The organism is Rahnella rivi, assembly GCF_019049655.1.
GTDB lineage: Bacteria > Pseudomonadota > Gammaproteobacteria > Enterobacterales > Enterobacteriaceae > Rahnella > Rahnella rivi.
Map to the genome: position 1 here is coordinate 1 of NZ_JAFMOX010000039.1, position 25,281 is coordinate 25,281.

A 25,281-nucleotide genomic window follows, 5' to 3' on the forward strand; every position below is an offset into this window, starting at 1 on the left:
AAACAGGGGGGTTTTATCCTGTGCTTCAAGTTCAACTTCAAGGTCAAGACCGTGGGTTGCCACCCACACCGGCCTTAGGGGTGGCTTATCGCCGCCACCCCTAAGAACCCCGGGCTCTTTTCACTGCGCGCTGTCGCTTGCTGGCTATGTTTCAGGGGCTCCTCCTATTGCCGCAAACGCCGCCGCTGCGCGGTCCTCTCATTTCAGGTTCGGACCCGCTCGGAAAATACCCTCGCGGTTTCTCACCGTTCATTCGACGTCGTTTTGAGCGCGGCCAGAGGCTTCTTAAAGCACAACCTCACCGTTTTCGACTTTATAAATCAAAGATAAATCAAAAAATTAAGTCTCAATAATCATTTGAATTACATAGCCATTAGCCGCACTCAATAATCATTCGAATTACATAGCCCTTGGCCGCGCTCAAAAATCACGCCGTAGGGAGTGGTGGAAAACCGCGCGTTTTTTTGCGCGGGTTGTAACCCGACCGGAGGGCACCGCGTAGCGGCGGGATTTTGCGGCAATAGCCGGAGCTGCTGGAAAGTAGCCCGCGAGCGGCAGCGCGCAGTAAAAAAGACGTGGGAGATCCAAGAGGGGCCCGTCCTGGCCCCTTTTGGGCGGTTTCGGCGACAGCCGCTGAGCGATCACCGCACGTGAGAAACCGAAATTTTCACCAGGCCCTAAAATGGTCGTGTTACAACGCGTGGAATAGCCGCCGCCCCCCAAGTCGGTGTGGGTGGCAACCCACGGTGTTGACCTTAAGGCCGGTGTGGGTGGCAACCCACGGTCTTGAATTTGAATTTGACCTTAAGACAACACCAGCATGGCTACCTGTTGCCCCTCAACAATATACGATATATCCTCTATGCTCACTTTCCACCCAGGAAACCCCGTTATGACCCCATCCACAACGCTTCTCGATATCCGCAGTCTTGCGATTCATACCGATTCAGGGATCCCGCTGGTAAATCCTGTTTCCTTTCAGGTGAACAGACGCGAAATAGTGGCGCTGGTGGGGGAATCAGGCTCGGGGAAAACCCTCAGTTCGCTGGCGCTGATGGGGTTGTTGCCGCCCGGCGTGTTGATGAGCGGGGGCGAAATCTGGCTGGAGGATAAACGTATTGCCAGCCCGGATGTGCCTTACGATGCGCCAGTGCGCGGCAAAGAACTGGCGATGATATTTCAGGAGCCGATGACCAGCATGAATCCGGTGCTGAAAGTCGGGGAGCAGATCGCGGAAGTGCTGGTTCGCCATCAGCAGATTGGCTGGAAACAGGCGCATCGCGACGCGGTTGCCTTGCTGGATCGCGTGGGCATCGTTAACCCCGAGCAGCGGGCGAAGCAGTATATTCATCAGCTTTCCGGCGGGATGCGCCAGCGGGTGATGATCGCCAGCGCCATCAGCTCTAAACCCCGTCTGCTGATTGCCGATGAGCCCACCACCGCGCTGGACGTCACCATTCAGGCGCAAATCCTCGCGTTGTTGCAGGAACTGCAACAGGAAATGGAAATGGGGATCCTGCTGATTACTCACGATTTAAGCATCGTTGCCCGCTACGCCGACCGCGCATATGTCATGCATCAGGGAAACCTGGTCGAGCAGGGGCCGGTCGGGCAGTTGCTGACCGCGCCGCAGGAACCTTATACCCGCAAACTGATTGCCGCCTCACAACCGCAGGCGCGTCCGGCAGGCGCACAGATAAGCGATGAAGCACCGCTTATCCGGCTGCACGCGCTGACCAAAAGTTATGCGCAAACCCGCTCTCTGCCTTTTGTTGCCGCTAAACGCCAGACGGTGCTGTTCCCCACCACGCTGGATATCCGCCGTGGCGAAATTCTCGGGCTTATCGGGGAATCCGGTTCCGGTAAAACGACGCTGGGGCGGGCGATTATGGGGCTGATTGACACCGACAGCGGCGATATCGAATTTGACGGCGTATCCCTGACCCTCGCCAGCCAGGCCATCCGGCAGAAAATGCGTCGCCGTGCGCAAATTATCTTTCAGGATCCCTATGCCAGCCTGAACCCGAAAATGACCATTGGTGAGCAAATCGCCGAGCCGCTGCGGGTCTATAAATTACGTCCGGCGGGGCAGATTCAGGCAAGGGTGGCGGAGTTGCTCAAACTGGTCGGGCTGGAAGCGCATCACGCCAGCCGCTTGCCCGGTGCGTTTTCCGGTGGGCAGCGTCAGCGCGTGGCGATTGCCCGTGCGCTGGCGCTGGAACCGGAGTTACTGGTCGCGGATGAAGCCGTTTCGGCACTGGATTTATCGGTTCGCGGGCAAATACTGGCGCTGCTGGACAGACTGCGTGAACAGCTGGGGCTGACCGTGTTGTTTATCAGTCATGATCTGGCTGCCGTGAAGCAGGTCTGCGATCGCGTGGTGGTGCTGTATCACGGAAAAGTGGTGGAAAGCGGCACCACCGGCGAGGTGCTTGTCGCGCCGAAACACCCCTATACCCGCCAGCTGCTGGCCGCGGCGCCGGATATTGTGCAGGCGCTGCAACTGCGTAAAGCCAGCTAGAAACCGGCCAGCATCGGCAATTCATCATGTTCAGCCCATTCATGCCAGGAGCCGACATAAATCGCCAGATGCTGATAACCCGCCAGCTGAAGCGCGACATACACCGTGGCAGCCCGCGCGCCACGGTGGCAATAAATAATGGCGCGGCGATTGGGTGAAATCCCGGCTTTTTCAGCACGCTGACGAAGCTTACCGGCTGCCAGAAACTGACCGTCCTGTATCACATCCTCCCAAAACAGCAGTGTGGCGCCCGGAATACGCCCGGCGCGGTGACAGCATTCATGGGCAAACTCGCCGGAATACTCGCTTTGCCTGCGGGCATCGACAATCTGCGTATGGTGTTGCGCGGCTGCCAGCACGTCAGCCCGCGTGGCGGCGAGGCATTTCTGCATTATGGGAGCGGGTGAAAAGTCAGGGTGTTGTGCGCTGATTTCAGCCTGCAAACCCTGTCCGGGCAGCAGCGCGCCACCGGCCTGCACCCAGGCATCGACACCGCCGTCGAGCAGTAACGCTCCCGAAATGCCGGTAAACTGCGTGAACCAGACGCCCCGTGGCGAGCGCATGCCCACCTGTTGCTCGAAAAAAACCGGAGTGACGTTGTCACCGATGAGCAGCGTCTGCCACGCGCGATAAAAAGCGTGAGCCATGCTGACGATCCCTTCGTCGCTGCTGTCAGGAATAAAATAGTCGTATACGTTGAGATGGCAGGCATCAGGCAGGGTGGCCTGCTGCCATTGCGCCCGTTCACGGACGTCAATCAGCGCAAATAACTCGCCCTGCGCCAGACGGGCGCGCAGTTCAGCCGCACCGATCAGCAGGGAATTATTCAGGGGCATGGGGGGACTCCGGGAAAAACGGTAACAGGGTGCCGGTATCGCGTTCAGCGGCCAGCCGCAGGACCCGCGAGGCCAGGGCGATATCGAACACGTTAAGGCCAAAAGAGGAAAAATAGACGCTGTCCCCGGCGGCAGGCCGCCAGCCGTCGAGCAGCAGGCTGCCTAAATCTGCATCCACCCGCTCCCTGCTGAATTCACCGGCGCGGTACATCTGGAACAGACTTTTGGCACTGGTTTCGCAGAAATCACCCCATAAATCCACCACCACGCGGCTGGCGCAGCGGATGGCGGCAAAACTGACTTCGTGATAGCCGACCTGGATCACCAGCCGTCCGGGGCGCATCGCCTCAGCTTCCAGCAGAGGTTCTGCGGCGCTGGTGCAGGTGATGACTGCGTCAATATCCCGGCTGAGCGCCTCCTGCAAATTTTCGACGTTGACCAGCGGCCACGGTAAAGACGCGCTATCGAGCGGCAAACTGCGCTGGCGGCGATCCCACCAGCTGACTTCCAGCAAATTGCCGAACAGCTGACGCAGCATATCCAGATGTGCCATCGCCTGAACGCCAGCCCCCAGCAGCAGCACGCGCTGCACGGTGCGCGGCGCGGCGTGACGCAGGGCAAGTGCGCTCACGGCCGCCGTGCGGGTGGCGGTCAGCGCACCACTTTCCACCAGCCCGAGCGGCAGTCCGTTATCCGCCCGGCTGACAAGCGTGAGCGCCATTGCCTGCGGCAGATTGTCCTGTGCGTCTGGCCGGTGGGCGGTCCATTTCACGCCTGCGGCATTAAAACGCCCGCCGACCCGCGCCGGTAATGCATAGGCTTTGCCACGCTGGCCGGTGAGGCTGACATGGGTTTCCGCAGGCATTTCGGCGTCGTGGTGGCGCATTAGCGTGACAACGTCACAGACATCATCCAGCGCCGCCTGTGCCAGCGTACCGCCGAGCGAGATGACGTCCTGCCGGCTCAGATAGCGAAAACCCTCCGTCATTTCAGTGCTCCAGCAGCGTTTGGGCAAAGGGATAGAGCGCCGGTGAACCGCCGCAGTGGACGAAAATCACCGTGGCACCGGCTTTAATTTTGCCTTGTTCCACCAGACCGATCAGGCCGTGCATGGCCTTGCCGGTATAGACCGGATCCAGCAGCAGGCCTTCTTCCTGCGCGACACGGTAAATGGCGTCAATCCCCCCGGCGGACGGCACGCCATAGGCTGTACCGACGTACTCATCCTCAATCCAGATATCGTCGGGAGTCCAGCGTTGCGGCCATTCGAGCAGATCGGCGCAATCCTGCGCCATGGCGGATATACGTGTGCGGAACCATTCGGCCTTAGCACTGACGCTGATGCCGACGATGCGGGTGTCAGGCCAGTATTTACGTGCACCGACGTACAATCCGGCCAGAGTGCCGCCGGAGCCGGTGGGGGCGACGATCACCTGCGGCGGTGGCTGATTGCGCTCTTTAAGCTGAGCATCCATCTCTTCGACCGCGCGCACGTAGCCCAGTGCGCCGAGCGGCGTGGCACCGCCGAGCGGAATGATCAGCGCTTTCTCGCCACGGGCTTCTGCCGCCGCCGCGTGGGCGTTCATGGCGCCTTCAATCTGGCTGAAATAGCCCTCGGGGTCGAGGAACTCCAGCTCCGCGCCAAACAGCTTATCGAGCAACAGGTTGCCCTGATAACTCTGCGGCGCGTCGCCACGCAGCACCAGCACCGGTTTCATGCCGAACTTACGTGCCGCCGCCGCCACCATGCGGGCATGGTTGGACTGATGGCCGCCGGTGGTGATGACCACCTTGACCTGCTTGCGGCAGGCGTCAGCCATCAGATACTCCAGCTTACGGACTTTGTTGCCACCGCCGCCAAAGCCAGTGTAATCATCACGTTTGATGTCGAGCGTGATGCCAAGCGAGTTACTGAGCGAGGCCAGACGCTCGAGAGGTGTGGGGAAAAACCCCAGTGGAACACGTTCAAAATCATCTGCTTGTTTCATCATATTTTCCTGCTGATTATTTTTTAAAACTTTCCCGGGAGTTGACGCAAAACAGCGGCGGAGATCACTCCGTCACCGTTGAAAAAGAGGTGTCGTTGCTGAAGAAATGTATCCAGTCGGTGACGGATTGCTGAAACCGTGCCAGCCCGCGCAGGGTGACGAATTCATTGACGCCGTGGGCGTTGCCACCGTGGCCGAGGCCGCCAATCAAAAAGGCTTCGGACACGTGCGCAAAGGTGTAGGCGGGCGCGCAGCCGGGCGCCCAGGGCCAGATTTGCGGCGTGGCACCCTGCGCCTGATAGCTGGCGAGCAGCGCGTCCACCCCGGCACTTTCGCGCGGGAAGCGGTGGCCGGGATAGCTGTCGTCCAGCGTCAGCGTCACGCCGCTGAATTCCGGGCGCGACAGGGTTTCCCTGATGTCGTTAAGCAGGCTTTCCCCGTCGATGCCGGGCGGCACCCGCAGCGCAAATTCGGCGCTGGCACGGTGCGGGATCACGCCGCGCGCATCGGACGGATCGCTGCGGATTTCGGAAATGTTCAGCACCGCGCCGTTAATCAGCTGTTGCAGGCAGGCAAGCGTATCGCCGTGTACGGACAGTTTTTCGCTGCGGCGAAAGCGCAGTTCGTCTTCGATGCTGAACCGGGCGGCGAGGGTGGTCAGCAGGCGGGTCGCCTGTTCGTCGGTCTGTCGTCGCGCCATCACGCCGTTGTCTTTGGCGGGCGCAATGGCATGCAGGGCGTTCACCAGGTGCCAGATGGGGTTGGCGATCCAGTTGGCATTGCTGGCATGGATTGCCGCATGAGGGCCGCCCCATTTGCCCGCGTTGACTTCAATTCTGCCGCCGCTCAGCCCGCTGAAACCGAGGTAAACCCGCGGTTCGCCGCCGCCGTATTCGCACAGCGAGGGGAAAAATACCGCGTCAGCGGGCGCCACCGGGCAGGGTGTTTGTGCCAGATAGCGGCGTAAATGCCCGCTGCCCGTCTCTTCCTCACCTTCAAGAATGATCTCCAGATTGACCCGCAGGGCACCGCTATCGCGCAGGGATTTGATGGCCGTCAGCATCCCCGCCAGCGGGCCTTTGTTGTTTTCGGCTCCGCGCGCGACAAAGACGGCGCCAATGCCCGGCCAGTCACTGAATCCGCCGCTGAACGGCGGGTGCTCCCAGCCTTCCGGTCCGGCGGGCATGACGTCATACATGTTGTAGAGCACCAGCGTTTTCGCGGCCTGCATGTCGATGCGCAGATGCACCAGCGGCGGCGCGTCGCCTGACGATTGCTGGCTGACGGTGATAACCGGCGTGCCGCCCAGCTCGCGGATGATCCAGGCTTCCAGCCAGCGGGCAAGTTCGCGTTGCTCATCAATTCGCCCGGCTACGCTGGCAAACGGCGTAATGGCGGACAGGACGGCCAGGGTGGGTTGCAGTTCAGCAGGGATCTCAACAGTCACAGGCGAATCCTCGGATTAAGCACGACATAAAGCAGATCGATAATCAGATTGATGCCGACAAACACCAGCGCGGCCAGCAGCACGATGGCCTGCACCAGCGGGAAATCACGGTTCTGGATCGCCTGTACCGCCAGGCGGCCAATCCCCGGCCAGGCAAAAATGATTTCCGTGACCAGCGCGCCGCCGAGCAGTGACGCAAAATACATGCCCTGAACGGTGATCACCGGGATCAGCGCATTGCGTAACCCGTGGCGCACCACGACCCGCCACTGACTCAGCCCTTTGGCGCGCGCTGTGCGGATATAATCCTGCTGTAAAACGTCTATCAGGCTGGCGCGGATCAGGCGGGCAATGGCGCTCATGTAATACGCGCCAAGGCTCAGTGCGGGCATCACCAGCTGGCTGGCGCTGCCGTAGCCGCCGGAGGGCAGCCAGCGTAAATTCAGGCTGAACACGATGATCAGCAATAAGCCGAGCCAGAACACCGGCACGGCCTGCCCGCTGAACGCCAGCAGGCGGGCGAACAGATCCCACAGCGTGTTTTGACGAAGCGCACTGAGGATCCCGAGCAGTAAACCGGCCAGCGTGCTCCAGGCCAGCGCGGTGACGGCGAGCAGTAATGTCGCCGGTACGCGCTGGGAAATCAGTTCGGTGACCGGCTGGCTGTAGCGCAGCGATTCACCCATATCGCCCTGCAGCACGCCGGTCAGGTAATGCCAGTATTGCCAGGTCAGTGACCGGTCAAAGCCCATGCTGTGACGAAAATTCTCCATCTCCTGCTGACTGGAACCGGGTGGCATCATGACGGCAGCCGGATCGCCGGTCAGATGCAGGCTGTAAAAAATCAGCAGTGACACGCCGAACATCACCAGAACGGATTGGGCGAGGCGGTGCAGGATATAGCGCAACATATCAGTCGAGCCTCGTGTGGGTTTTGCGCAGCAGACTGTCGCCGAGCAAATTGCAGCCGATCACCAGCGCGGCAATCACCAGGCCGGGATACAGCACCAGCCACTGCGCCAGCAGCATGTAAGAACGGCCTTCGCCGATCAGATTGCCAAGGGTCGGCGTCGGAGGCTGAATGCCCATGCCGAGAAAGCCAATTGACGCTTCCAGCACAATCAGCCGGGGAATATCCAGCGTCAGCAGCACGATAAGCGGCGTCATCAGATTGGGTAACACGTGGCGCAGCAAAATACGCGGCGTGGAGAAGCCCATCGCTTTCACGGATTCGATGTACTCCAGTTCGCGGATTTCCAGCGTTTTTGCCCGTGCCACGCGGGCGTAAATCGCCCAGCTGGTGACGCCCATGATCACGATAATGTTGCTGAGCGTTGCGCCAAACAGCGCCATCACCAGCAGGATCAGCAGGATGAACGGCACGGCGAGCTGAATATCCATCAGGCGCATGATCACCGCGTCCAGCCAGCCCCCGACGTAACCGGCGATCATGCCGAGTGCGGAACCGATCAGCGCAGCGATCACCGCCGCCAGCATCACCACCATCAGCGAGAGGCGGGTGCCGGAGAGAATGCGGGAAAGAAGGTCGCGACCCAGCTGATCGGTGCCCAGCCAGTGCGCGCCCGCGGAGCCCGAACTGCCGGGAGGCGAGAACGCCGCTGCCAGATCGTTAATCAGCGGATCGGGCAGAGGAAGCCACGGCGCGAGCAGCGCCGGGACGATCACCAGCAGGAGCAATAGTCCGCCGAGGACGCCGTCACCGTAAAAACGGCGACGGGGTTTTCTCAGCAAAGCCTGTCGCGGTGAAATCATTTGAGCCTCAGATCAAACAGCGGGATACGGGCATCGGCGCGGCCGCTGAAGGTGAGGTTGTCAGCACTCGCGTACAACGCATCTTCTTTGTACAGCGGGATCAGCGGTTGCTGCTGCGCCACCACGTCCTGAATCTGTTGCAGGATTTTCTCACGGCGGGCCGGATCGACGGTCAGGCGGCTGCTGTTGAGTAAGGCATCCAGCTCCGGTGAGCTGACGGTCGAATAGGGTTCGCCGGAATGCAGAATGGGGTAAAGCGCAGCGTCGGCATCAAGCGTTTGCGTTGAACCCCACGCCAGCATGTACATCGGTGCCTGTTTTTGTGCGGCAACCTGCTGGGTGTAAACCGACCACTCCGGCACTTCCAGCTCGGCTTTCACCCCGATGGCGGCCAGATCCTGCACGATGGCCTGTGCCACGTCGGCGCTGGCAATGTAACGGCGCGGCGCCTGGAAGCGCAGGGTGAATCCCTGCGGGTAACCGGCTTCGCTCAGCAAGGATTTCGCCTTCGCGATATCCTGCGCCGGGGCGGGTATCGCCTGATAACCGAAATCTTTCGGCCCGGCCATGGTGCCGGTCGGCGTGCCAAATCCGTGCAGCAGATCGCGGGTATACGCGGTGCGGTTCAGTGCCAGTGACAGCGCCTGACGCACGCGCACGTCGTTAAGCGGTTTCTGATCGTTCTTCAGCCCGAGATAGATTGTGAGCCCGCCGTTTTTAACCTGTTCGAGATGAACGCCCGGCTTGTTTTTCAGCGCTGGCACCAGATCAGCCGGTACGCCATCCACCAGCTGAACTTCACCGGTCAGCAGGGCGGTAATGCGCGCGGTGGCTTCCGGGATCGGACGCCAGGTGACGGTATCGATTGCGGGCTTGCCGCGCCAGTAATCCGCATTGGCCTGCATCACGACTTTTTCATCCGGAACAAATTCTTTCAGAATATACGCGCCGGAACCCACGGGTTTGCGGGCAAATTCAGCCGCCCCTACTTTTGTGACGTAAGCTGGCGGTACAATGTAGGTCGGGTAGCGACTCATGCGGGTTGGCAGCAGCGGATCCGGGCCGGTGGTATGAATTTTCACTTCAAGATCGCCGCTGACTTCAACGGATTTTATCGTGCGGATATACGAAATGGTCGGTGAGTGATTGGCCGGATCGAGAATGCGATCGATAGAAAATTTCACCGCCTGCGCATTGACCGGTTCGCCGTCAGAAAATGTTACACCGGGGCGAAGGGTAAACGACCAGGTGGTGTCATCGAGGGCTTTCCATGCGGTGGCCAGACCCGGCTGCAACTGCATGTTGGCATCGCGCAGCACCAGCGTGTCAAACAGGTTGTCTACCAGCGTGGCAGGCTCTTTAAGGAAACCGGGATCCATCGCGGTTGCGGACGTTGTCTGGGCAATCACCAGTTCGGAAGCGAAGGCTACCGGCGTCATGAGGCTCATCAACACAGCCAGCGAAGCCAGCTTAAAGGCAGGTATTTTCATCTACGGTCATTCCCAAAGTGAAGCCGCCAGCAAAGTTGACGGAATTAACGTGACGTCCGGCGTCACAGAAAACGTACAAGCAATGTTCAACTCCTCAATACATGATATATCCTATATAATGTATTTTTGGCAAGCTACGGATTAAACCGCAAAAGAAAAGCCATATTTTTGCTAAAGGAAAATGTCACATGTTTGAGATGGAAAAAGCGCAGCGTGTCAGTTTAACCATGCAGGTCGAAGCCAAACTGAAAGGGGCGCTGATCGTCGGCATCCTCAAGCCCGGCGCGCGTCTGGTCACGAAAGAGATTGCGGCGCAACTGGGCACCAGCGTCACGCCGGTGCGCGAGGCACTGCTGCGGCTGGTGTCTGCGGGCGCGCTGGATGCCACGCCCGCGCAGGCATTTCTGGTGCCTAAAATCGCGCTGACGCGTTATCAGGAAATCACGCTGATCCGTAAAAATCTCGAAGGTCTGGCGGTGTCTCAGGCCTGCGAGCGGGCAACGCCAGCCTGCCTGACGCAGCTGAAAACGCTGAATGCCCAATTTATGGCGGCGAAAGTGGTGAATAACGTGGAAGAGGCGTTACAGGCTAACCGCGAGTTTCGTTTTGCGCTGTATGACATCGCCGGTATGCCGACGCTGACGGCGCTGATTGAACAACTTTGGGTGCAAATCGGTCCGTGTTTTAACTATCTCTATCCGCAATCGGCGCACATGGCACAGGGCCAGCACAATTACGATCAGCTGCTGCTGGCGTTAGAGGCGGGTGACAGCAAACGCTGCGTGAAACTGATTCATAAATCCATTGATGACGGTTCTGCCATTCTGGAAAAGCACTATTTCTGAGAGGCTGGGCATAAACGGGTGGTGGGAATAAACAAAAGCCAGACAGGACGGTGATCACCTGTCTGGCTGCACCTTACGCGGTGGCAATTTCCTCTTGTGCGGCCTGCGCCGCAAACTGGTTTTCCGGCTCGGCTAACCCCAGATTTTCCCTCAGCGTCTTCCCTTCATACTCCGTGCGGTACACCCCGCGGGCCTGTAACAGCGGGATCACCTGGTCGGCAAAGACGTCAAATGCCGTCGGCGTGCCGCCGCGCACGATAAAGCCGTCAGTGGCGCCGGAGGTAAACCAGTGTTCCAGTCCGTCGGCGACATCCGCAGGCGTGCCAAGGAACGTCGGGCGTGGCGTGGCGGCTTCCAGTGCCGCCTGACGCAGTGTCAGCCCGCGTGCGTGCGCATTGCGTTTGATTTCGTCGGTGGTGCTGCGAAAGCTGTTCTGGCCCAGATCGCCGATGTCCGGGAAGGGCGCGTCGGGGTCGTGCTGGCTGAAATCGTAATGCTCAAAGTAACGCCCGAGGTAATCCAGCGCGCTTTCCAGCGTCACTAACTGCGCGGTTTCCTGATACTGGCGCTCAGCCTCGCTGACCGTGTCACCGATAATCACGCTGATGCCCTGGAACACGCGGATATCGTCGGCGTTGCGGCCATTTTCCACCAGCTGACGGCGGACATCCTCGCGGAATGCGCGGGCCAGTTCAGGCGTTTCCTGACGGGTATAAATCGCGTCAGCCGCTTCGGCGGCAAAGGCTTTGCCCTGTTCGGACGCGCCGGCCTGAAATACCACCGGACGGCCTTGCGGTGAGCGCCCGACGTTGAGCGGGCCCTGCACCGAGAAGTATTTTCCCTGATGATTCAGCGTGTGTAATTTTTCGGAAGCGAAGAATTCGCCGCTGGCTTTGTTACGCACGAACGCATCCTTTTCCCACGAATCCCACAGCCCTTTCACCACGCTGACGTACTCACTGGCGATGCGGTAACGTTCGTCGTGCTCCGGGTGTTTGTCACGGGAGAAGTTTTTGGCCGAGCCTTCCAGCGGGGAGGTGACGACGTTCCAGCCCGCCCGGCCACCGCTCAGATGATCGAGGCTGGCAAACTGACGTGCGACGGTGAACGGCTCGCTGTAGGACGTTGAAAGGGTCGCCACCAGACCAATTTTATCGGTGACCAGCGACAGCGCCGAAAGCAGGGTAATCGGCTCAAAACGGTTAAGAAAATGCGGGATAGATTTCTCAGTAATAAAAAGCCCGTCGGCAACAAATAAGAAATCAAATTTAGCCTGTTCGGCTTTTTGCGCTAATTGCTGGCAGAACTGAATATTAATACTGGCGTCGGCGACAGCGTCAGGGTGTCGCCACGCCGACATATTTCCCGATGCGCCCTGAATAATGGCACCCAGACGAAGGTATTTATTGTGGCTCATTGTGAATTCCTTATTGATTTAACCGGGCGGCGCTAAACCGGCGCGCGTAATTCAGTGAGTGAACGAACCTGTGGCTTATTTTCCTGTACGTCGAATGCCTGCTGATCGAGAATTTTACGCAGATACACTAGCTCGACGCCCAGCGCATTGGTCGCGGTATGAAACGGCTCGTAGCCACGGCGCAAATAGAGATCTGTCAGCCACGGGTGTCTGATCGCCGTAGCCAGATACACGGCGGGGGATTTCAGCGTATCGCGTAAAAACGTTTCTTCGACGTGACGGATAATTTCGCGGCCAAAACCCTGGCCCTTCGCCTGTTCGGCCACCGCGAACCAGTGCACAAAAGGCCAGGGGGCGAGATGATTTTTTGCCGGTGTCCACGGAAAGCGGGTGGTCAGGGTGGCGGTCAGTCCGGCATCGGTTTCCAAAACATAAGTGGTTTCACTGCGGATAACCTGCCGCACGTCTTCCACGCTGGCGCGGGTAATGGTGAAGTGAATATTGTGCTCGAGAAGCGGCGCGTAGGCCTTTTGCAGCAGGCAGTGCAGGGCTGCTGCGTCGGACTCACGGGCAAGACGAATACCTTGGCTCATGTTCAGATCCTCAGGCCAGCGCCACGCTGGACGTGGCGAGTAATTCGAGAGAACGCAGGCGCGCCTGCGGCTGTGCCAGCGGGGTATCTATCACAAATTCCTCAATGCCGTATTTCGCCTGCAACGCCTCCAGTTGCTGATGGACCTCCTCGCCGGTGCCGTGCAGCACGGCGGATTTGCGCTCTTCAATTTCATGAGACGCGGCGTCCGACTGGCGCGCGTACAGCTCGGCCTGTTCCAGACTGCCGACGTTGACGCTCTGACCGTCGCTGCCGGTCACGCGATATCGCTGGCTGTTATCCACCAGGCTGGCCGCTTTCGCCGCCGTGTCGGCCACGATCACCGGCACGGCCAGCAGGGCGCGCCTGCCGTTGCTGTCATGCGAATAGGCGGAAAGGGCGCGGGAAATATCGCGCTCGTCGGCATTCAGATGGGCGGCGAAAACGAAGTTCCAGCCGAGGCTCGCCGCCAGCCGCGCGCTTTGCTCACTGGCACCCAGCAAAAAGCGTGAGGCAGGCTGCGGCGGTTGCGGCGTCACAGACAGGCGGTCATCGCCATGCCCTCTGACCGGCACCGACAGCCAGTCATCCAGCTGGCGAAGCTGTTCGGCAAAATCGCCTTTACGGGCAGGATCGACGGCGTACTGCAACGCGTGGGTGGAAAGTGGCAATCCGCCCGGCGCTTTGCCGATACCGAGATCAACACGTCCCGGCGCCAGCGAGGCCAGCTGATTGAAATTCTCCGCCACCTTGAACGGGCTGTAGTGTTGCAGCATCACGCCCCCGGAACCGACCCGCAGTTGCCGGGTATGCGCCAGGATCCAGGCGATGACAATTTCAGGCGAGGAGATCGCCAGTTTGTCCGTATTGTGATGCTCGGCCAGCCAGAACCGGTGATAGCCCCAGCGTTCGGCTTTTTGCGCCAGTTCCAGCGTGCGTCTGAGCGCACCGGCCGCATCTTCGTGGTCATCCAGCGGACTTTTTTCCAGCAAACTTAAACGGTATCCCATCGCTTTCCCTTGTTTTCGAAACAGGTTGTTAACAAGGATTATTGGATTCAGGGGGAAGGGATGTAAAACAACAATAGTTGCTATTTAAGTGCGGGAAATGAGATTAGAAAGCAGACTGGCGGGGAATATTTCATAAGACGCAAAAAATAACATGCCCATCATGAAATGGGCATGTTAAGAAAACCGGTTTTAACGTTTAAAAATCACTTTTTCTTATAAACGTCCGCAGTACCGTGGATCTTATTATTGGTATTGCCGGAGGTTAAAACGAAGACGTCACCGCCTTTTTTATCGGCTTTTTTCGACAGGTCTTCGATAGCGCCGGACTGAGAGGTTTTATTGGACGTCGTCACTGAACCCACTTTGGTGTATTCAGACGCCACTTTTTCAAAATCCACTTTCTTCATCAGTTCTGCGGAAAAAGCACTGGAAGAGATAAACGCCGTCAAAGCCACAGCCAGCAATACATTGTATTTTTTCATGTCAGCCTCAGATTGAGAATTGCCCAGTAATTGACGAAACCTGGCTAGCCCTACGCCTGTTTATAATAACCCTGTTAAGTAATAAACCCGTCTGTAAACAACAGGTTCACACCTCACTAAGGTGTAGATGACGTTGTGAGTAATTTCAATGCAAAACTAAAATTTTAAATGCTTCCCGCTCTGTTTCAGGGAAAAGCCGTCATGGCGCGCTATCTCACATTCCGTTTCCGATCCCACAAAAATCCAGATCTCCGTAGGATTTTCATCGTTTTTTCCTGCTCCTTTCCCCGTAGTTTGATGTTACGCAAACGTTAACTGACGAGGCAAAACATGAACACTTCAACAGAACAGTATCTCACCGCGCTGGGCGCAAATCAGACGTTGTCACCGGCGCAACTCGATGAGCTGGAGACGAAAGGTTATGTGGTTATTCATGATGTTATCGACAAAGACTGGCTGGAAGATATGCGCAGTGCCTTTGATTCTCTGGTGGAAAAAGAGGGCGATAATCTGGCGGTGGAACACCATCAGGAAGCCACCGCGACGCGCATCGCTAACATGATTAACAAAGGCACCGTGTGGGAAAAAGTCTGGGCGCATCCGCTGATCCTTTCTGTCTGCCGCCATATTTTTCAGGGAGCCTTCAAGGTGTCGAGCCTGAACGGACGGGAAGCGTTGCACCACGGCGGGCATCAGCCGCTTCATGCAGACTGGAAAAAACCGCGCCCGGATTTCCCTAAAGTGCATCTGGTGAATGCCATCGTGGCGATTGACGATCTGAGTGCTGCCAACGGCGCGCCGCGTATCATTCCCGGCACGCACCATCGCCCGGAGCTGCCGGAAGAGGTGCTGGCCGACCCCGCGCTGCCGCATCCTGATGAAGTGATGTTTGAAGCCCCCGCAGGCAGTGTCATGATTTACAACGCGCACGCCTGGCATGGCGGCACCAATAACACCCTCGGCACACGCCGCCGGGTGCTGCACAGTTTGTATATCGACCGTGACGATATGCAGCAGCAGGATCAGCGCAAGTGGCTGAAGCCCGAAACGGCCAGCCGTCTGACACCTGCGCAGAAATGGTTACTCGACGTGCTGTGACGTCTGACGGAGTGAAACGCCCGGCCTGCAGGTCGGGCTTTTTTTTGGCAATTTGCGCAGGGTCACAGAGTCCGCCACCGGCATAACATCGAAGTTGTTACGGGTATGTTATGGTAAAAGGAAATCCCCGGAGGCTCACATGCTGACTGACGTCATTGAAACCCTTTTCCGATCGGTGTCCGGCAGCGGCGCGCCGGTGGTGCGCTTCCCGGATAACTCCCAGCCGCCGCCCGAACTGGCCTGTGTGGTGAGCTTTCCGCGTATCGAATTTGTGGTCGAAGGTGAGGTGCATGATCGCAGTATCACCCGCGACAAGGGTTTACTCAGGCAGGGGGACGCCGTTTATATCCCCGGCGGGAAGTGGAATCTGACGGTATGGGACCGTCCCGCGGTGTTGCTGAGTATTCTGTTCAGCAAAGAAAAGCTGGGTTTCAGCCTGCAATTCTGGGATGGCAAGGCCTTCACCGGCACCGACAAACAGAGCGTGCCGCGCCTCGGCCCGCGCGTGGGATCCTTCCTGTTGCAGGCCATGAATGAAAGCGTTTCTCTTCCCGACGATCAGCAAACCGCCCGCTGCGTGGTGGCCGGATTGCTGAGCCATTGCCTTGAGCAGTTATCCAACAGGGCCCAGGTGCTGACCCGCAGTGGCGCACTGTTTGAGATGGTGAAAAAATACATCGACGAAAATGCTTCGCTGCCGCTGACGCGGGAAAACGTGGCGAAACGCTTCCACATCACCCCCAATTACCTGTCGCATCTGTTCAGAAAATCCGGCGATATCGGCTTTAGCGAATACCTCAATCACGTGCGTCTGGAGCGGGCGAAACTGCTGCTCAAAGGCTACGAGCTGAAAATTAAAGAAGTCGCGAGTCATTGCGGATTTGTGGACAGCAATTATTTCTGCCGTGTGTTTCGCAAAAGCACTGCGCGATCCCCTTCGCAATACCGCAGCCAGTGGCTGAGCCAGTTGCCCTGATTTTTTTTGCATATTGTCACTCTGCGGTATTATTGCGGGTCTATGCTACTTTTTTTAACCCGTAATGATAAGGAATGAGTGATGCACCAGCTCGTGTTGTTTTTATCTTTGTTCTGCATGGCCAGTTCGGCTTTCGCCAGCCCCGATGCGGCGACTTCTCTGGCTTCAGCGATGAATCAGCGCATGGCGGTGATGAAAGATGTGGCGGGGTATAAAGCGGCCCATCATTTACCGGTTGAGGATTTGGTCAGGGAACAGAAAGTGCTGGCCGAAGCCCAGGAAGAGGCGGGGAAAGCGGGCGTGGACGCTCAGTCGGTCGCGCCGTTTATTCAGGCGCAGATGGATGCGGCGAAAGCCATTCAGTACCGCTATCTGGCAGACTGGCTGTCGCAGCCGGAACCTGAGTGGAAACCGGCCGATCTGGCGGACGTCAGAAAACGGATTTCACAGTACGACAAACTGATCCTCGACGCGCTCAGCCAGCAACTGAATGCCGGAGGATTCAGCAAGGAAGAGCGTGCGCGGATGGTCAGCCTGCTCAACGCGCCGCACCTGAGTAATGCCGATAAACAGCGCCTGGCAGATTCACTGGGAATGATTAAACCTAAGTAAAACCCCTCAACCCGGCGGGAATGGCGCACTTTTCGCTGCCATTCCCCCGTCTCTTGTTCTACGCCTGTGCCAGCCGGCGTCTCTTCACCGGCACCGTGATCCACAGCAGGCAGGCGACAATCAGGCCAATCCCCACCCAACCCAGAGCGGGCAGCCTTTCTCCGACTATCACCACGGCAAGCACCGCCGCAACGGCGGGTTCGAGCAGCGTAATGGTGGTCGCCATACTGGCCGGAATGCGCGCCAGCCCGTAGCCGTAACAGAGATAGCCGATAAACATCGGGACCAGCGCCATGTAAATGCCGACGGCGGCGTTATTCCACGAGGCCAGCAACGGCGCGCCGGTAGCAAAGAGTACCGGCATCAGCATTATTCCGCCGAAGCCAAAGGTCGCCCCCATGGCGGTGCGCGAAGGAATTCCGCGCTGCATCAGATGACGCGCCGCCCAAGAGTAAAGGGCGTAGGTCAGACCGGCCAGCAGCCCGAGCGCAATGCCGGTGATCACCTCTGACTGCTGCGCCGTGGAGGAGGAGTGCGCACTTTCGGCCAGACAGAGCAGCACCATGCCTGCGACGCCCGCCGCCGCGCCGGTCATCCAGCGGCGCGTCAGGCGCTGTCCGTCAAGACCATATTCAATCAGTGCAGACAGCAGCGGTGCGGAACCGATGGAAATCACCGTCCCGACCGTCACCCCCGCCAGATGCATGGAGGCATAAAACGCCAGCGGATACACCGCCACCGCCAGCGCACCGGTCAGCAACATCCGCCAGTGGTGGCGCAGCGTGGCGCGGTGACGGGCAATGCCCCGCAGGGCGATCAGCGCCTGTAACATGCCGCCAACGCCCATCGCCACCGCACCGATGGCAACGGCGCTGACGCCCGGCGCAAAGGTCGCCGCCGTTCCGGTGGTTCCCCACAACAGTGCGGCGATCAGCACGCCGCCCATGCCTGACATACGTTCACCGGGATTCATGCCTGCGTCGCCTCCATCATCTCTTCTGCCATCGCCATGGCCTGCCGGACACAATCGCCGTTGCCTTCAAGCCCCGCGCGGGACATGGCCCCTTCGAGCAGGAAGGAGAAGTGACGCGCCATCCGCTGCGCTTTGAGTTCATCGCCGTTAAACAGGGTGAGAAGGTGGGCGGTCAGAATCGATTCCACCTGTTCTTTGTGCCCGCGCACCGTCGTTCTGCCGGGGGCGCCGGCGGGTAACTCTGCGGCGGCGTTGAGTAATCCGCAACCGCGAAAGCCGCGCTCATAGGCGAATTCCGCGTGATCCTCATACGCCAGAAATACCGCCAGCACGCCTTCTCTGGCGTCAGAAGTCTGTTGCAGACGGCGGCTGTAGAGCATCAGCCATTCGTCGTGGCGGATCTCAATGTACGTGGCCACCAGTTCAGCTTTGGATTCGAAATTGTTGTAGAGGCTTTTTTTGGCCACACCGGCTTTTTTGACGATGGCATCAATGCCCGTCGCAGCGATGCCATCGTTGTAAAACAACACTCTGGCCGCGCCCAGCAGGCGGTCGCGGGCGCTTTCTGCGGGAGAATCGGAGACTGGCATGGCGCAATTCCTTCGGGGTGAGTAAGTGGTAGGTATACCAGTCTACCTACTGGTGACGAAAAACGAAAGGGACAAAGTGGACGGGTTAACCGTGCCTTTACTGGGGGAAAGAGACATAATCCGGTAAAAGCCGTTTGCAGACAGCGGGTTGGTTCTGTCCGGCAGAGCAATATGTCGTTAACTTTCAGAAGGAATAAAACATGCTTCATGAGTGGCTGAATGCCGTACACGTTATTGCAGGGGTGTTGTGGATTGGCGGAATGATGGGGATGGCGATGGTTTTCGCGGTCACCGGCAACGCGGCGGCGAAGGAGGCCAGCCAGGCGGCGCTGCTCGGCTATGTGCGCAAATGGAACCGCTGCGTCACCAGCCCGGCGATGCTCCTGCTTTGGATCGCCGGTATCTGGATGATTGTCAGTTACGGCAAATTTCCGCACGCCTGGTTGCTGATCAAACTGCTGGTGGTGGTGGGGCTTTCCGCCCTTCACGGCATGCTTTCCGGTGAACTTCGCCGCCGTGCAATCGGCCAGCCGACCAAAAACTTCGCCATTTTAGGTAAGGCGTCGGCAATTATCGTGGTGGCCGTGGCAGTGATCGGGGTGTTAGCGGTGATCAGACCCTTTTAACGGTGCGGCAGTGACCGGCTAAAACGGCCTTAACCGGCAACAAAAAATCCACGCTCAGACGTGGATTTTTTATTGGCATCAATTTCGTAACAAACACTAAACATTTTCAGCTTAACCCGCTGGCGGCGCTGTGAGAAACTGGCAATGATTGCGCAAACATTCTAATTTTTGACACCCGAAAACAGTGGGCAATGCTTTGAATAACACCCAAAAAACCTATAAGAATCGAACCCGTTCTGCCACGCTCGAAGATGTGGCGAAAGAAGCCGGTCTGTCACCGATGACGGTGAGCAGGGCGCTGAATAACCCGAAAGTGGTGCGCCCGGCGACTATCTCCCGCGTGATGGATGCGGTGAATATTACCGGCTACATCCCCAACATGCTGGCCGGCGGGCTGGCGACCAGCCGCACCAAGCTTATCGCCGTGGTAGTGCCGCAGATTAATAACAATATGTTTGTCGATACCGTGCAGGCGATAAGCGATGAGCTGGCGCTGCGCGGTTACCACATGTTGCTGTGCATTGTCGGCTACGAGCCGGAGGCGGAAACGGACATTGTGGCGACACTGCTTTCCCGCCGCCCGGACGGCATCGTGCTCACCGGTATTCATCACACCTCAGAACTGAAACGCATTATTCTGAACGCCAATATTCCCGTGGTTGAAATCTGGGATTTAACGCCCACGCCCATCGACATGCTGATCGGCTTCTCCCATGAAAAAGTCGGCAACGCGATTGGCGCGTATTTTCTGGATAAAGGCTTCACCCGCTTCGGCTTTATCTGTGCCTCTGACCGCCGCGCGGTGGTGCGGAAAAAGGGTGCGCAGGCGGTGTTGCGCACCCGGCCTGAGCATGAGATTGAAGAGCTGATTGTCTCCCGTCCGGCGAATATGGAGATCGGGCGCAATGCGCTGCGTCAGATGATGGCGGAGGGTAAACGTTTCGATGCCATCATTTGCAGTTCTGACACGCTGGCGCAGGGCGCGATTATGGAGGCGGAAGCGCAGGGGTTGCGGGTGCCGGGCGATCTGTCGGTTATCGGCTTCGCAGACCTGAATTTTGCCGCCCACAACCGCCCGGCGATAACCACCGTAAGTGTGGATAAGTGGGAACTCGGGGTGAAGGCGGCCCGGATGCTGGCGGATAAAATCGAAGGCATTCCGGTGGCGGAAAGCGTGGTGGATCTCGGCTATTCGCTAGTGATCCGCGAATCCGCATAAGGCCATCAGGGAATATCTCGCGGGGATTTATGCCTGCATCACAGCGGCTTATCACCTTTAGAAAACGTAATTTTAACTTGTTCGCCACCTTATCCTGGTGTCAAATCAGACACATTGCGTCCTGACGGGCAAGACCGTTAACAAAAGGAAAATACTATGTCTCAAACTCTGCGGGTTGGCCTCATCGGTTATGGCTTCGCCAGCAAAACCTTCCACTCACCGCTGATCGACGGCACGCCGGGTCTGGAACTGGCCGTGGTGTCGAGCAGTGATGCCGGAAAAGTGCATGCAGAATGGCCGCAGGTCAGGGTAGTGGATTCCCCTGAGAAGGTGTTTGCCGATCCGGATATCGATCTGGTGGTGATCCCCACGCCAAACACCACGCACTTCCCGCTGGCGAAACTGGCGCTGGAAGCGGGTAAGCACGTCATCGTCGATAAACCCTTTACCGTCACGCTGGAAGAGGCCCGCGAGCTGGATGCGCTGGCGCGTGAAAAAGGCAAAGTGCTGTCGGTGTTCCATAACCGCCGCTGGGACTCCGATTTCCTGACCGTGAAAACGCTGATCAACGAAGGTTCTCTTGGCGATATCGTTTATTTCGAATCGCATTACGATCGTTACAAACCGCAGGTGCTGGAACGCTGGCGTGAGAGCGCGGCGCAGGGCAGCGGCATCTGGTATGACTTAGGATCGCATCTGCTGGATCAGGCATTGCAGTTGTTCGGTACGCCGGACACCTTACAGGCCGATCTGGCGGTGCTGCGCCCCGGCGGTAAAGCGGTGGATTATTTCAACGCCGTGCTGACCTATCCGCGCCGTCGCGTGGTGCTGCACAGCACCGTCTACGCCGTGGCCGAAACGGCGCGCTTTATCGTACAGGGCGAAAAAGGCAGCTATGTGAAATTCGGGCTGGATCCTCAGGAAGATCGTCTGAAAGCGGGCGAACGTTTGCCGCAGGCTGACTGGGGTTACGACATGCGCGATGGCGTGGTGACGCTGAGCCATGACGGCGTGCTGGCGGAAAAATCGCTGCTGACCCTGCCGGGCAACTATCCGGCCTATTACGCCGGTGTGCGTGATGCGATTAACGGCCAGGGTGAAAATCCGGTGCCCGCGGGCGACGCTATCCGCGTGATGGAACTGATCGAACTGGGTATGCAATCTTCTGAGCAACGCGCGACGCTGAACGTCAAAAAATAAGTCGCCGTTGTTATTTTCACGAGGTGTTAACCGCACCTGTTTATCTGGCAAGGAAGGTCCATGTCCTGGTTAAAAATCGATAAGTTTTTGCTGATTCTGATCTGTGTGGTGGTGGTCGCGTCGTTCTTTCCTTGTGAAGGGATTTACAAAACGATCTTCGAACACCTGACCACCGCGGCCATCGCGCTGCTGTTCTTTATGCACGGCGCGAAGTTGTCCCGCGAAGCGATCATGTCGGGGATCGGCCACTGGCGTTTACACGTTGTCGTTTTCCTCAGCACCTTCGCACTGTTCCCGCTGCTGGGGCTGGGGATGAAATGGCTGGTGCCGGTGGGGATTTTAACCCCGACGCTGTATTACGGTTTTCTGTATCTCTGCGCGCTGCCTGCCACCGTGCAGTCGGCCATCGCCTACACCTCGGTGGCGGGCGGGAATATTCCGGCGGCGATTTGCAGCGCGTCGGCCTCCAGCATTCTCGGCGTTTTCCTTTCGCCGGTGCTGGTGGGCCTGCTGATGCATACGCAGGGCGGCACCAGCGATACGCTGCATGCCATCGGGTCGATCGTGTTGCAACTGATGGTACCTTTCATCATCGGGCATCTGTGCCGTCCGCTGATCGGGGGCTGGGTGCAGCGACATAAGAAAATCGTTAACGTGACCGACCGCTCTTCCATCCTGCTGGTGGTGTACGTGGCCTTCAGCGCGGCGGTAGTGGAAGGGATCTGGCATCAGATTGACGGCTGGTCACTGCTGGCGGTGCTGGGTTGCTCGATTGTGCTGCTGACCATTGTGTTGATCATCAATACGTTTGTGGCGCGCTTGTTTGGCTTTAACACTAAAGATGAAATCACCATTGTCTTCTGCGGGTCGAAGAAGAGCCTGGCGAACGGGATCCCGATGGCGAACGTGTTGTTCCCGGCGGCAGCCGTCGGGGCGATGGTCTTACCGCTGATGATTTTCCACCAGATCCAGCTGATGGTGTGCGCGGTGCTGGCCTCGCGTTATGCCAGACGCGTGGCGCGTGAAGACGCGGCTGCACAGGTGAAAAAAGAAGACGTGACATCAGCATAACCGGCTGACAGAAAGACAAAAGGGCGAGAATCATTCTCGCCCTTTTTTATGGAGTCAGAAACAGTTACGCCGAGACTTTGTCGCGGATTGCCTGTTTTTCCGCATCGGTCAGGAAGGCCATGGTCAGGCCGTTTTCCTGCGCTTTGCGGATTTCATTTTGCGTCAGGCCCGCGGCTGGCGCGGCAACGTTGTACTCGTTGGCGATTTCAATGCCCTGAACCGCCGGGTCATCGGTATTGATCGACGCCAGAACGCCGTGACGCAGGAACGTCGCCAGCGGGTGCTGCTCAAGCGACGCCACGGTGCTGGTTTGAATATTGGAGGTCAGGCAGGATTCGATACCAATCTGGTGCTTCGCCAGGAAATCCATCAGCGTCGGATCTTGCGCCGCTTTCACGCCGTGGCCGATACGCTCAGCGCCCAGTTCACGGATGGCCTGCCAGATGCTTTCAGGGCCTGCCGCTTCACCGGCGTGAACGGTAATACGCCAGCCTGCATCACGCGCGCGGTTAAAGTGGCTGAGGAAAAGACTGCCCGGAAAACCGAGTTCATCACCGGCCAGATCCAGCGCGGTAATACCGTCGCGGTGCGCCAGCAGGCCTTCGAGCTCCTGCACGCAGGCATCTTCACCAAAAGTACGGCTCAGAATACCGATCAGACGCACATCGATATCATGATTTTTTTGCCCTTCACAGATCCCTTCGATCACCGCTTCCACCACGCCGGCAACCGGCAAATTGTGATTCATCGCCATGTAGTACGGCGAGAAACGCAGCTCGGTGTAATGCAAACCGGCCTTCGCGGCATCTTCCACGTTTTCTTTGGCAACGCGACGGCAGGCGTCGATGTCGCCCAGCACTTTCACGCCCCAGTCCAGTTTTTGCAGGAAGCTGACCAGATCCGGTTCCGCGTGCATCACCTGCACGTGCGGGCGCAGGGCGTCGAGTTCGTCAGCAGGCAGGGTCAGATTAAACTGACGACCTAAATCGAGAATGGTTTGAGCGCGAATGTTGCCATCAAGGTGGCGGTGGATATCAGTGAGGGGAAGGCGTGTGTCGATCATGGTGTGCACTCATTATTATTGAAATGTGCGGGGCATTATAACTGGATTTAGTTGCGCAACAAGGAAGGTTTTGGTTTTGCTGCCTCCCCGGCGAAGAGGAGGGTTGGGGTGGGGGATGAAGAAAAACTCAGCCGTCTGATGTGTGTGCTGGCATTGAGAACGCCTGCAAACACGCCGTGCATTCTCCCCCTTCGCAGGGGGAAGCGCTTACCGTAATGCCCTGATACCGCTGATTAATTTTTCAACTCCCGCTTCAACTTTCGACCGCGGGCAGCCCACATTGAGACGCAGGAAACCGTTGCCTTCTTCACCGTAGGTATATCCCGGCATGATGGCGACTTTTTGATGTTCGATCAGCTCTTTTTGCAGCAGTTTGTCGTCAATGCCCAGCGGGCGCAGGTCGATCCACGCCAGATAAGTGGATTGCGGCGGCTGCCAGTTGAGGGCCGGGAACGCGGCATTCAGCTTGTCGGCCACATAGCGCAGATTGCCCTGCAAATAGTTGCGCAACGCATCCAGCCAGGGCTCACCGGCCTGATAAGCAGCAACGTGAGCGTGGATCGCCAGCACTGCCGGAGAGGATAAGCCGTCGCAGGCTTTGAGCTGATGCAGATAGGCTTCGCGCTGCGCTTTGTGGCTGATCAGCCCGTAAGCGCCGGTCAGCGCCGGGATGTTGAAGCTTTTCGAGCCGGAAGTCAGCAGCGCCCATTCGCCACGGCCGGTTTCATTCCACGGCGTATGCGTATTGTCGCCCCAGACCATGTCCATGTGGATTTCATCGCTGATCACCCGCACGTTGTGGCGCTCACACAGTTCAGCAATCAGCGTCAGCTCTGCGCGCGTCCAGACTTTTCCGGTCGGGTTGTGCGGGCTGCATAACAGCAGCACTGAGCAGGTCGGCTGTGCCAGCAGCGTTTCCAGCTGGCGTGGATCCAGCGCCCAGTCGTTGCCCTTTTTGGTCAGCGGGCTGGAAAGCATGGTGCGCTGATTGCCTTCCACCACTTTGAAAAATGCATCGTAAGCGGGGGTGAAGGTCACCACGCCGTCGCCCGGCTGGCTCCACTGGCGGATCAGTTGCGCCACCATGTAAATCACCGACGGACCGTATACCACCATGTCGCGATCGATCTGGCTGTTGAATCGCTGCTGATACCAGTGCGCGACCGCGCCGAGGAAATCGTCATGCTGCCAGCGGCTGTAGCCGAGGACGCCGTGTTGCAGACGTTTTTGCAAGGCTTCGAGAATGCACGGCGCGGCGGCGAAATCCATGTCGGAGATGGTGAAGGGCAGTAAATCAGCGCTGCCAAAACGGTCAGCGACGTAATCCCACTGCGTACACCAGCTGCCGTGGCGATCCACCACGGTGGAAAAATCGAAAGAAGTTGAAGTCATTTTTCACTCCCTGAAGAAAGCTGAAAAGGGCGACACAAGGTCGCCCTGCGGTTTCAGTGC

At 58.1% G+C, this 25,281-nt stretch carries 24 protein-coding genes; 9 read left to right on the forward strand and 15 right to left on the reverse strand.

What is annotated here, in order from left to right:
- Positions 1–892: 892 nt before the first annotated feature.
- Positions 893–2,521 carry a dipeptide ABC transporter ATP-binding protein gene (locus J1779_RS01390; protein WP_217202679.1) on the forward strand — a complete coding sequence of 543 codons (1,629 nt, stop codon included), beginning with the start codon at positions 893–895 and terminating at the stop codon, positions 2,519–2,521.
- Here J1779_RS01390 and J1779_RS01395 read toward each other — a convergent pair.
- From J1779_RS01395 to J1779_RS01425, 7 genes are all read right to left on the reverse strand, one after another.
- Entirely contained in the window at positions 2,518–3,357 is an 840-nt protein-coding gene (locus J1779_RS01395) for a sulfurtransferase (protein ID WP_217202680.1), read from the reverse strand. The two genes, J1779_RS01390 and J1779_RS01395, sit on opposite strands and share 4 nt — an antisense overlap.
- Positions 3,344–4,345, reverse strand: a complete 1,002-nt coding sequence (locus J1779_RS01400; protein ID WP_217202681.1) for an ornithine cyclodeaminase — start codon at positions 4,343–4,345, stop codon at positions 3,344–3,346. Before J1779_RS01400 ends, J1779_RS01395 begins: the two co-directional genes overlap by 14 nt.
- Position 4,346: 1 nt before the next feature.
- Positions 4,347–5,345 (reverse strand): 1-aminocyclopropane-1-carboxylate deaminase/D-cysteine desulfhydrase, encoded by a 999-nt coding sequence (locus J1779_RS01405; protein ID WP_217202693.1) that lies wholly within the window; start codon positions 5,343–5,345, stop codon positions 4,347–4,349.
- A 64-nt stretch (positions 5,346–5,409) separates the two neighbouring features.
- Complete coding sequence (locus J1779_RS01410; protein WP_217202682.1) at positions 5,410–6,792, reverse strand: M20/M25/M40 family metallo-hydrolase; 1,383 nt, start codon at positions 6,790–6,792, stop codon at positions 5,410–5,412.
- The gene (locus J1779_RS01415; protein WP_136375195.1) at positions 6,789–7,703 is read right to left on the reverse strand and encodes an ABC transporter permease; all 915 of its coding nucleotides are present in this window, start codon (positions 7,701–7,703) and stop codon (positions 6,789–6,791) included. Before J1779_RS01415 ends, J1779_RS01410 begins: the two co-directional genes overlap by 4 nt.
- Before the next feature lies 1 nt (position 7,704).
- Positions 7,705–8,565: an ABC transporter permease gene (locus J1779_RS01420; protein ID WP_056777336.1), complete on the reverse strand. Its 861-nt coding sequence runs from the start codon at positions 8,563–8,565 to the stop codon at positions 7,705–7,707.
- Positions 8,562–10,055 (reverse strand): ABC transporter substrate-binding protein, encoded by a 1,494-nt coding sequence (locus tag J1779_RS01425; RefSeq protein ID WP_122095379.1) that lies wholly within the window; start codon positions 10,053–10,055, stop codon positions 8,562–8,564. The genes J1779_RS01420 and J1779_RS01425 overlap by 4 nt, the downstream gene beginning before the upstream one ends.
- 188 nt (positions 10,056–10,243) lie before the next feature.
- Between J1779_RS01425 and J1779_RS01430 the strand changes: the two genes are divergently transcribed.
- Positions 10,244–10,900: an FCD domain-containing protein gene (locus J1779_RS01430; protein WP_056777328.1), complete on the forward strand. Its 657-nt coding sequence runs from the start codon at positions 10,244–10,246 to the stop codon at positions 10,898–10,900.
- A gap of 73 nt (positions 10,901–10,973) precedes the next feature.
- Here the strand turns inward: J1779_RS01430 and J1779_RS01435 are convergent, their stop codons facing one another.
- The 4 genes from J1779_RS01435 to yahO form a co-directional block, all read right to left on the reverse strand.
- Positions 10,974–12,317, reverse strand: a complete 1,344-nt coding sequence (locus J1779_RS01435) for an LLM class flavin-dependent oxidoreductase (RefSeq protein ID WP_122095378.1) — start codon at positions 12,315–12,317, stop codon at positions 10,974–10,976.
- A 32-nt stretch (positions 12,318–12,349) separates the two neighbouring features.
- Positions 12,350–12,910 carry a GNAT family N-acetyltransferase gene (locus J1779_RS01440; protein WP_217202683.1) on the reverse strand — a complete coding sequence of 187 codons (561 nt, stop codon included), beginning with the start codon at positions 12,908–12,910 and terminating at the stop codon, positions 12,350–12,352.
- A 10-nt stretch (positions 12,911–12,920) separates the two neighbouring features.
- Positions 12,921–13,919, reverse strand: a complete 999-nt coding sequence (locus J1779_RS01445; protein WP_056777318.1) for an LLM class flavin-dependent oxidoreductase — start codon at positions 13,917–13,919, stop codon at positions 12,921–12,923.
- 203 nt (positions 13,920–14,122) lie between these two features.
- Complete coding sequence (gene yahO, locus J1779_RS01450; protein ID WP_056777315.1) at positions 14,123–14,401, reverse strand: DUF1471 family periplasmic protein YahO; 279 nt, start codon at positions 14,399–14,401, stop codon at positions 14,123–14,125.
- A 330-nt stretch (positions 14,402–14,731) separates the two neighbouring features.
- On the opposite strand from yahO, the gene J1779_RS01455 reads away from it, so the two are divergent.
- The 3 genes from J1779_RS01455 (at position 14,732) to J1779_RS01465 (ending at position 17,087) form a co-directional block, all read left to right on the forward strand.
- Positions 14,732–15,499 (forward strand): phytanoyl-CoA dioxygenase family protein, encoded by a 768-nt coding sequence (locus J1779_RS01455; protein ID WP_056777312.1) that lies wholly within the window; start codon positions 14,732–14,734, stop codon positions 15,497–15,499.
- Positions 15,500–15,638: 139 nt separating this feature from the next.
- Positions 15,639–16,475 (forward strand): AraC family transcriptional regulator, encoded by an 837-nt coding sequence (locus J1779_RS01460; RefSeq protein ID WP_056777310.1) that lies wholly within the window; start codon positions 15,639–15,641, stop codon positions 16,473–16,475.
- An 81-nt stretch (positions 16,476–16,556) separates the two neighbouring features.
- Positions 16,557–17,087 (forward strand): chorismate mutase, encoded by a 531-nt coding sequence (locus J1779_RS01465; protein ID WP_217202684.1) that lies wholly within the window; start codon positions 16,557–16,559, stop codon positions 17,085–17,087.
- Between the two features lie 58 nt (positions 17,088–17,145).
- On the opposite strand, the gene J1779_RS01470 is transcribed toward J1779_RS01465, so the two are convergent.
- Positions 17,146–18,060: a DMT family transporter gene (locus tag J1779_RS01470; protein WP_238485019.1), complete on the reverse strand. Its 915-nt coding sequence runs from the start codon at positions 18,058–18,060 to the stop codon at positions 17,146–17,148.
- Complete coding sequence (locus J1779_RS01475) at positions 18,057–18,650, reverse strand: TetR/AcrR family transcriptional regulator (protein WP_217202685.1); 594 nt, start codon at positions 18,648–18,650, stop codon at positions 18,057–18,059. Before J1779_RS01475 ends, J1779_RS01470 begins: the two co-directional genes overlap by 4 nt.
- Positions 18,651–18,850: 200 nt before the next feature.
- Here J1779_RS01475 and J1779_RS01480 point away from each other — a divergent pair, with 200 nt between their 5' ends.
- The 4 genes from J1779_RS01480 (at position 18,851) to J1779_RS01495 (ending at position 22,766) form a co-directional block, all read left to right on the forward strand.
- The gene (locus J1779_RS01480) at positions 18,851–19,276 is read left to right on the forward strand and encodes a CopD family protein (RefSeq protein WP_217202686.1); all 426 of its coding nucleotides are present in this window, start codon (positions 18,851–18,853) and stop codon (positions 19,274–19,276) included.
- A 196-nt stretch (positions 19,277–19,472) separates the two neighbouring features.
- A complete protein-coding gene (locus J1779_RS01485) occupies positions 19,473–20,495 on the forward strand; it encodes a LacI family DNA-binding transcriptional regulator (RefSeq protein ID WP_217202687.1) in 1,023 nt (340 codons plus the stop codon).
- A 156-nt stretch (positions 20,496–20,651) separates the two neighbouring features.
- Complete coding sequence (locus J1779_RS01490) at positions 20,652–21,695, forward strand: oxidoreductase (RefSeq protein WP_056777292.1); 1,044 nt, start codon at positions 20,652–20,654, stop codon at positions 21,693–21,695.
- A gap of 60 nt (positions 21,696–21,755) precedes the next feature.
- Positions 21,756–22,766 (forward strand): bile acid:sodium symporter family protein, encoded by a 1,011-nt coding sequence (locus J1779_RS01495; RefSeq protein ID WP_056777287.1) that lies wholly within the window; start codon positions 21,756–21,758, stop codon positions 22,764–22,766.
- Between the two features lie 64 nt (positions 22,767–22,830).
- On the opposite strand, the gene add is transcribed toward J1779_RS01495, so the two are convergent.
- Together add and J1779_RS01505 are read right to left on the reverse strand one after the other, a co-directional pair.
- Entirely contained in the window at positions 22,831–23,829 is a 999-nt protein-coding gene (gene add / locus J1779_RS01500; protein WP_217202688.1) for an adenosine deaminase, read from the reverse strand.
- 207 nt (positions 23,830–24,036) lie between these two features.
- On the reverse strand, positions 24,037–25,221 hold the full coding sequence (locus J1779_RS01505; RefSeq protein ID WP_217202689.1) for a MalY/PatB family protein: 1,185 nt from the start codon (positions 25,219–25,221) through the stop codon (positions 24,037–24,039).
- Between the last annotated feature and the right edge of the window lie 60 nt (positions 25,222–25,281).

What these genes read in the sequence shown, in the direction of transcription:
- J1779_RS01390 (WP_217202679.1), top strand. Translation starts at nt 893, where the DNA reads ATGACCCCATCCACAACGCTTCTCGATATCCGCAGTCTTGCGATTCAT.
- J1779_RS01395 (WP_217202680.1), bottom strand. Translation starts at nt 3,357, where the DNA reads ATGCCCCTGAATAATTCCCTGCTGATCGGTGCGGCTGAACTGCGCGCC.
- J1779_RS01400 (WP_217202681.1), bottom strand. Translation starts at nt 4,345, where the DNA reads ATGACGGAGGGTTTTCGCTATCTGAGCCGGCAGGACGTCATCTCGCTC.
- J1779_RS01405 (WP_217202693.1), bottom strand. Translation starts at nt 5,345, where the DNA reads ATGAAACAAGCAGATGATTTTGAACGTGTTCCACTGGGGTTTTTCCCC.
- J1779_RS01415 (WP_136375195.1), bottom strand. Translation starts at nt 7,703, where the DNA reads ATGTTGCGCTATATCCTGCACCGCCTCGCCCAATCCGTTCTGGTGATG.
- J1779_RS01420 (WP_056777336.1), bottom strand. Translation starts at nt 8,565, where the DNA reads ATGATTTCACCGCGACAGGCTTTGCTGAGAAAACCCCGTCGCCGTTTT.
- J1779_RS01425 (WP_122095379.1), bottom strand. Translation starts at nt 10,055, where the DNA reads ATGAAAATACCTGCCTTTAAGCTGGCTTCGCTGGCTGTGTTGATGAGC.
- J1779_RS01430 (WP_056777328.1), top strand. Translation starts at nt 10,244, where the DNA reads ATGTTTGAGATGGAAAAAGCGCAGCGTGTCAGTTTAACCATGCAGGTC.
- J1779_RS01435 (WP_122095378.1), bottom strand. Translation starts at nt 12,317, where the DNA reads ATGAGCCACAATAAATACCTTCGTCTGGGTGCCATTATTCAGGGCGCA.
- J1779_RS01440 (WP_217202683.1), bottom strand. Translation starts at nt 12,910, where the DNA reads ATGAGCCAAGGTATTCGTCTTGCCCGTGAGTCCGACGCAGCAGCCCTG.
- J1779_RS01445 (WP_056777318.1), bottom strand. Translation starts at nt 13,919, where the DNA reads ATGGGATACCGTTTAAGTTTGCTGGAAAAAAGTCCGCTGGATGACCAC.
- yahO (WP_056777315.1), bottom strand. Translation starts at nt 14,401, where the DNA reads ATGAAAAAATACAATGTATTGCTGGCTGTGGCTTTGACGGCGTTTATC.
- J1779_RS01455 (WP_056777312.1), top strand. Translation starts at nt 14,732, where the DNA reads ATGAACACTTCAACAGAACAGTATCTCACCGCGCTGGGCGCAAATCAG.
- J1779_RS01460 (WP_056777310.1), top strand. Translation starts at nt 15,639, where the DNA reads ATGCTGACTGACGTCATTGAAACCCTTTTCCGATCGGTGTCCGGCAGC.
- J1779_RS01465 (WP_217202684.1), top strand. Translation starts at nt 16,557, where the DNA reads ATGCACCAGCTCGTGTTGTTTTTATCTTTGTTCTGCATGGCCAGTTCG.
- J1779_RS01470 (WP_238485019.1), bottom strand. Translation starts at nt 18,060, where the DNA reads ATGAATCCCGGTGAACGTATGTCAGGCATGGGCGGCGTGCTGATCGCC.
- J1779_RS01475 (WP_217202685.1), bottom strand. Translation starts at nt 18,650, where the DNA reads ATGCCAGTCTCCGATTCTCCCGCAGAAAGCGCCCGCGACCGCCTGCTG.
- J1779_RS01480 (WP_217202686.1), top strand. Translation starts at nt 18,851, where the DNA reads ATGCTTCATGAGTGGCTGAATGCCGTACACGTTATTGCAGGGGTGTTG.
- J1779_RS01490 (WP_056777292.1), top strand. Translation starts at nt 20,652, where the DNA reads ATGTCTCAAACTCTGCGGGTTGGCCTCATCGGTTATGGCTTCGCCAGC.
- J1779_RS01495 (WP_056777287.1), top strand. Translation starts at nt 21,756, where the DNA reads ATGTCCTGGTTAAAAATCGATAAGTTTTTGCTGATTCTGATCTGTGTG.
- add (WP_217202688.1), bottom strand. Translation starts at nt 23,829, where the DNA reads ATGATCGACACACGCCTTCCCCTCACTGATATCCACCGCCACCTTGAT.
- J1779_RS01505 (WP_217202689.1), bottom strand. Translation starts at nt 25,221, where the DNA reads ATGACTTCAACTTCTTTCGATTTTTCCACCGTGGTGGATCGCCACGGC.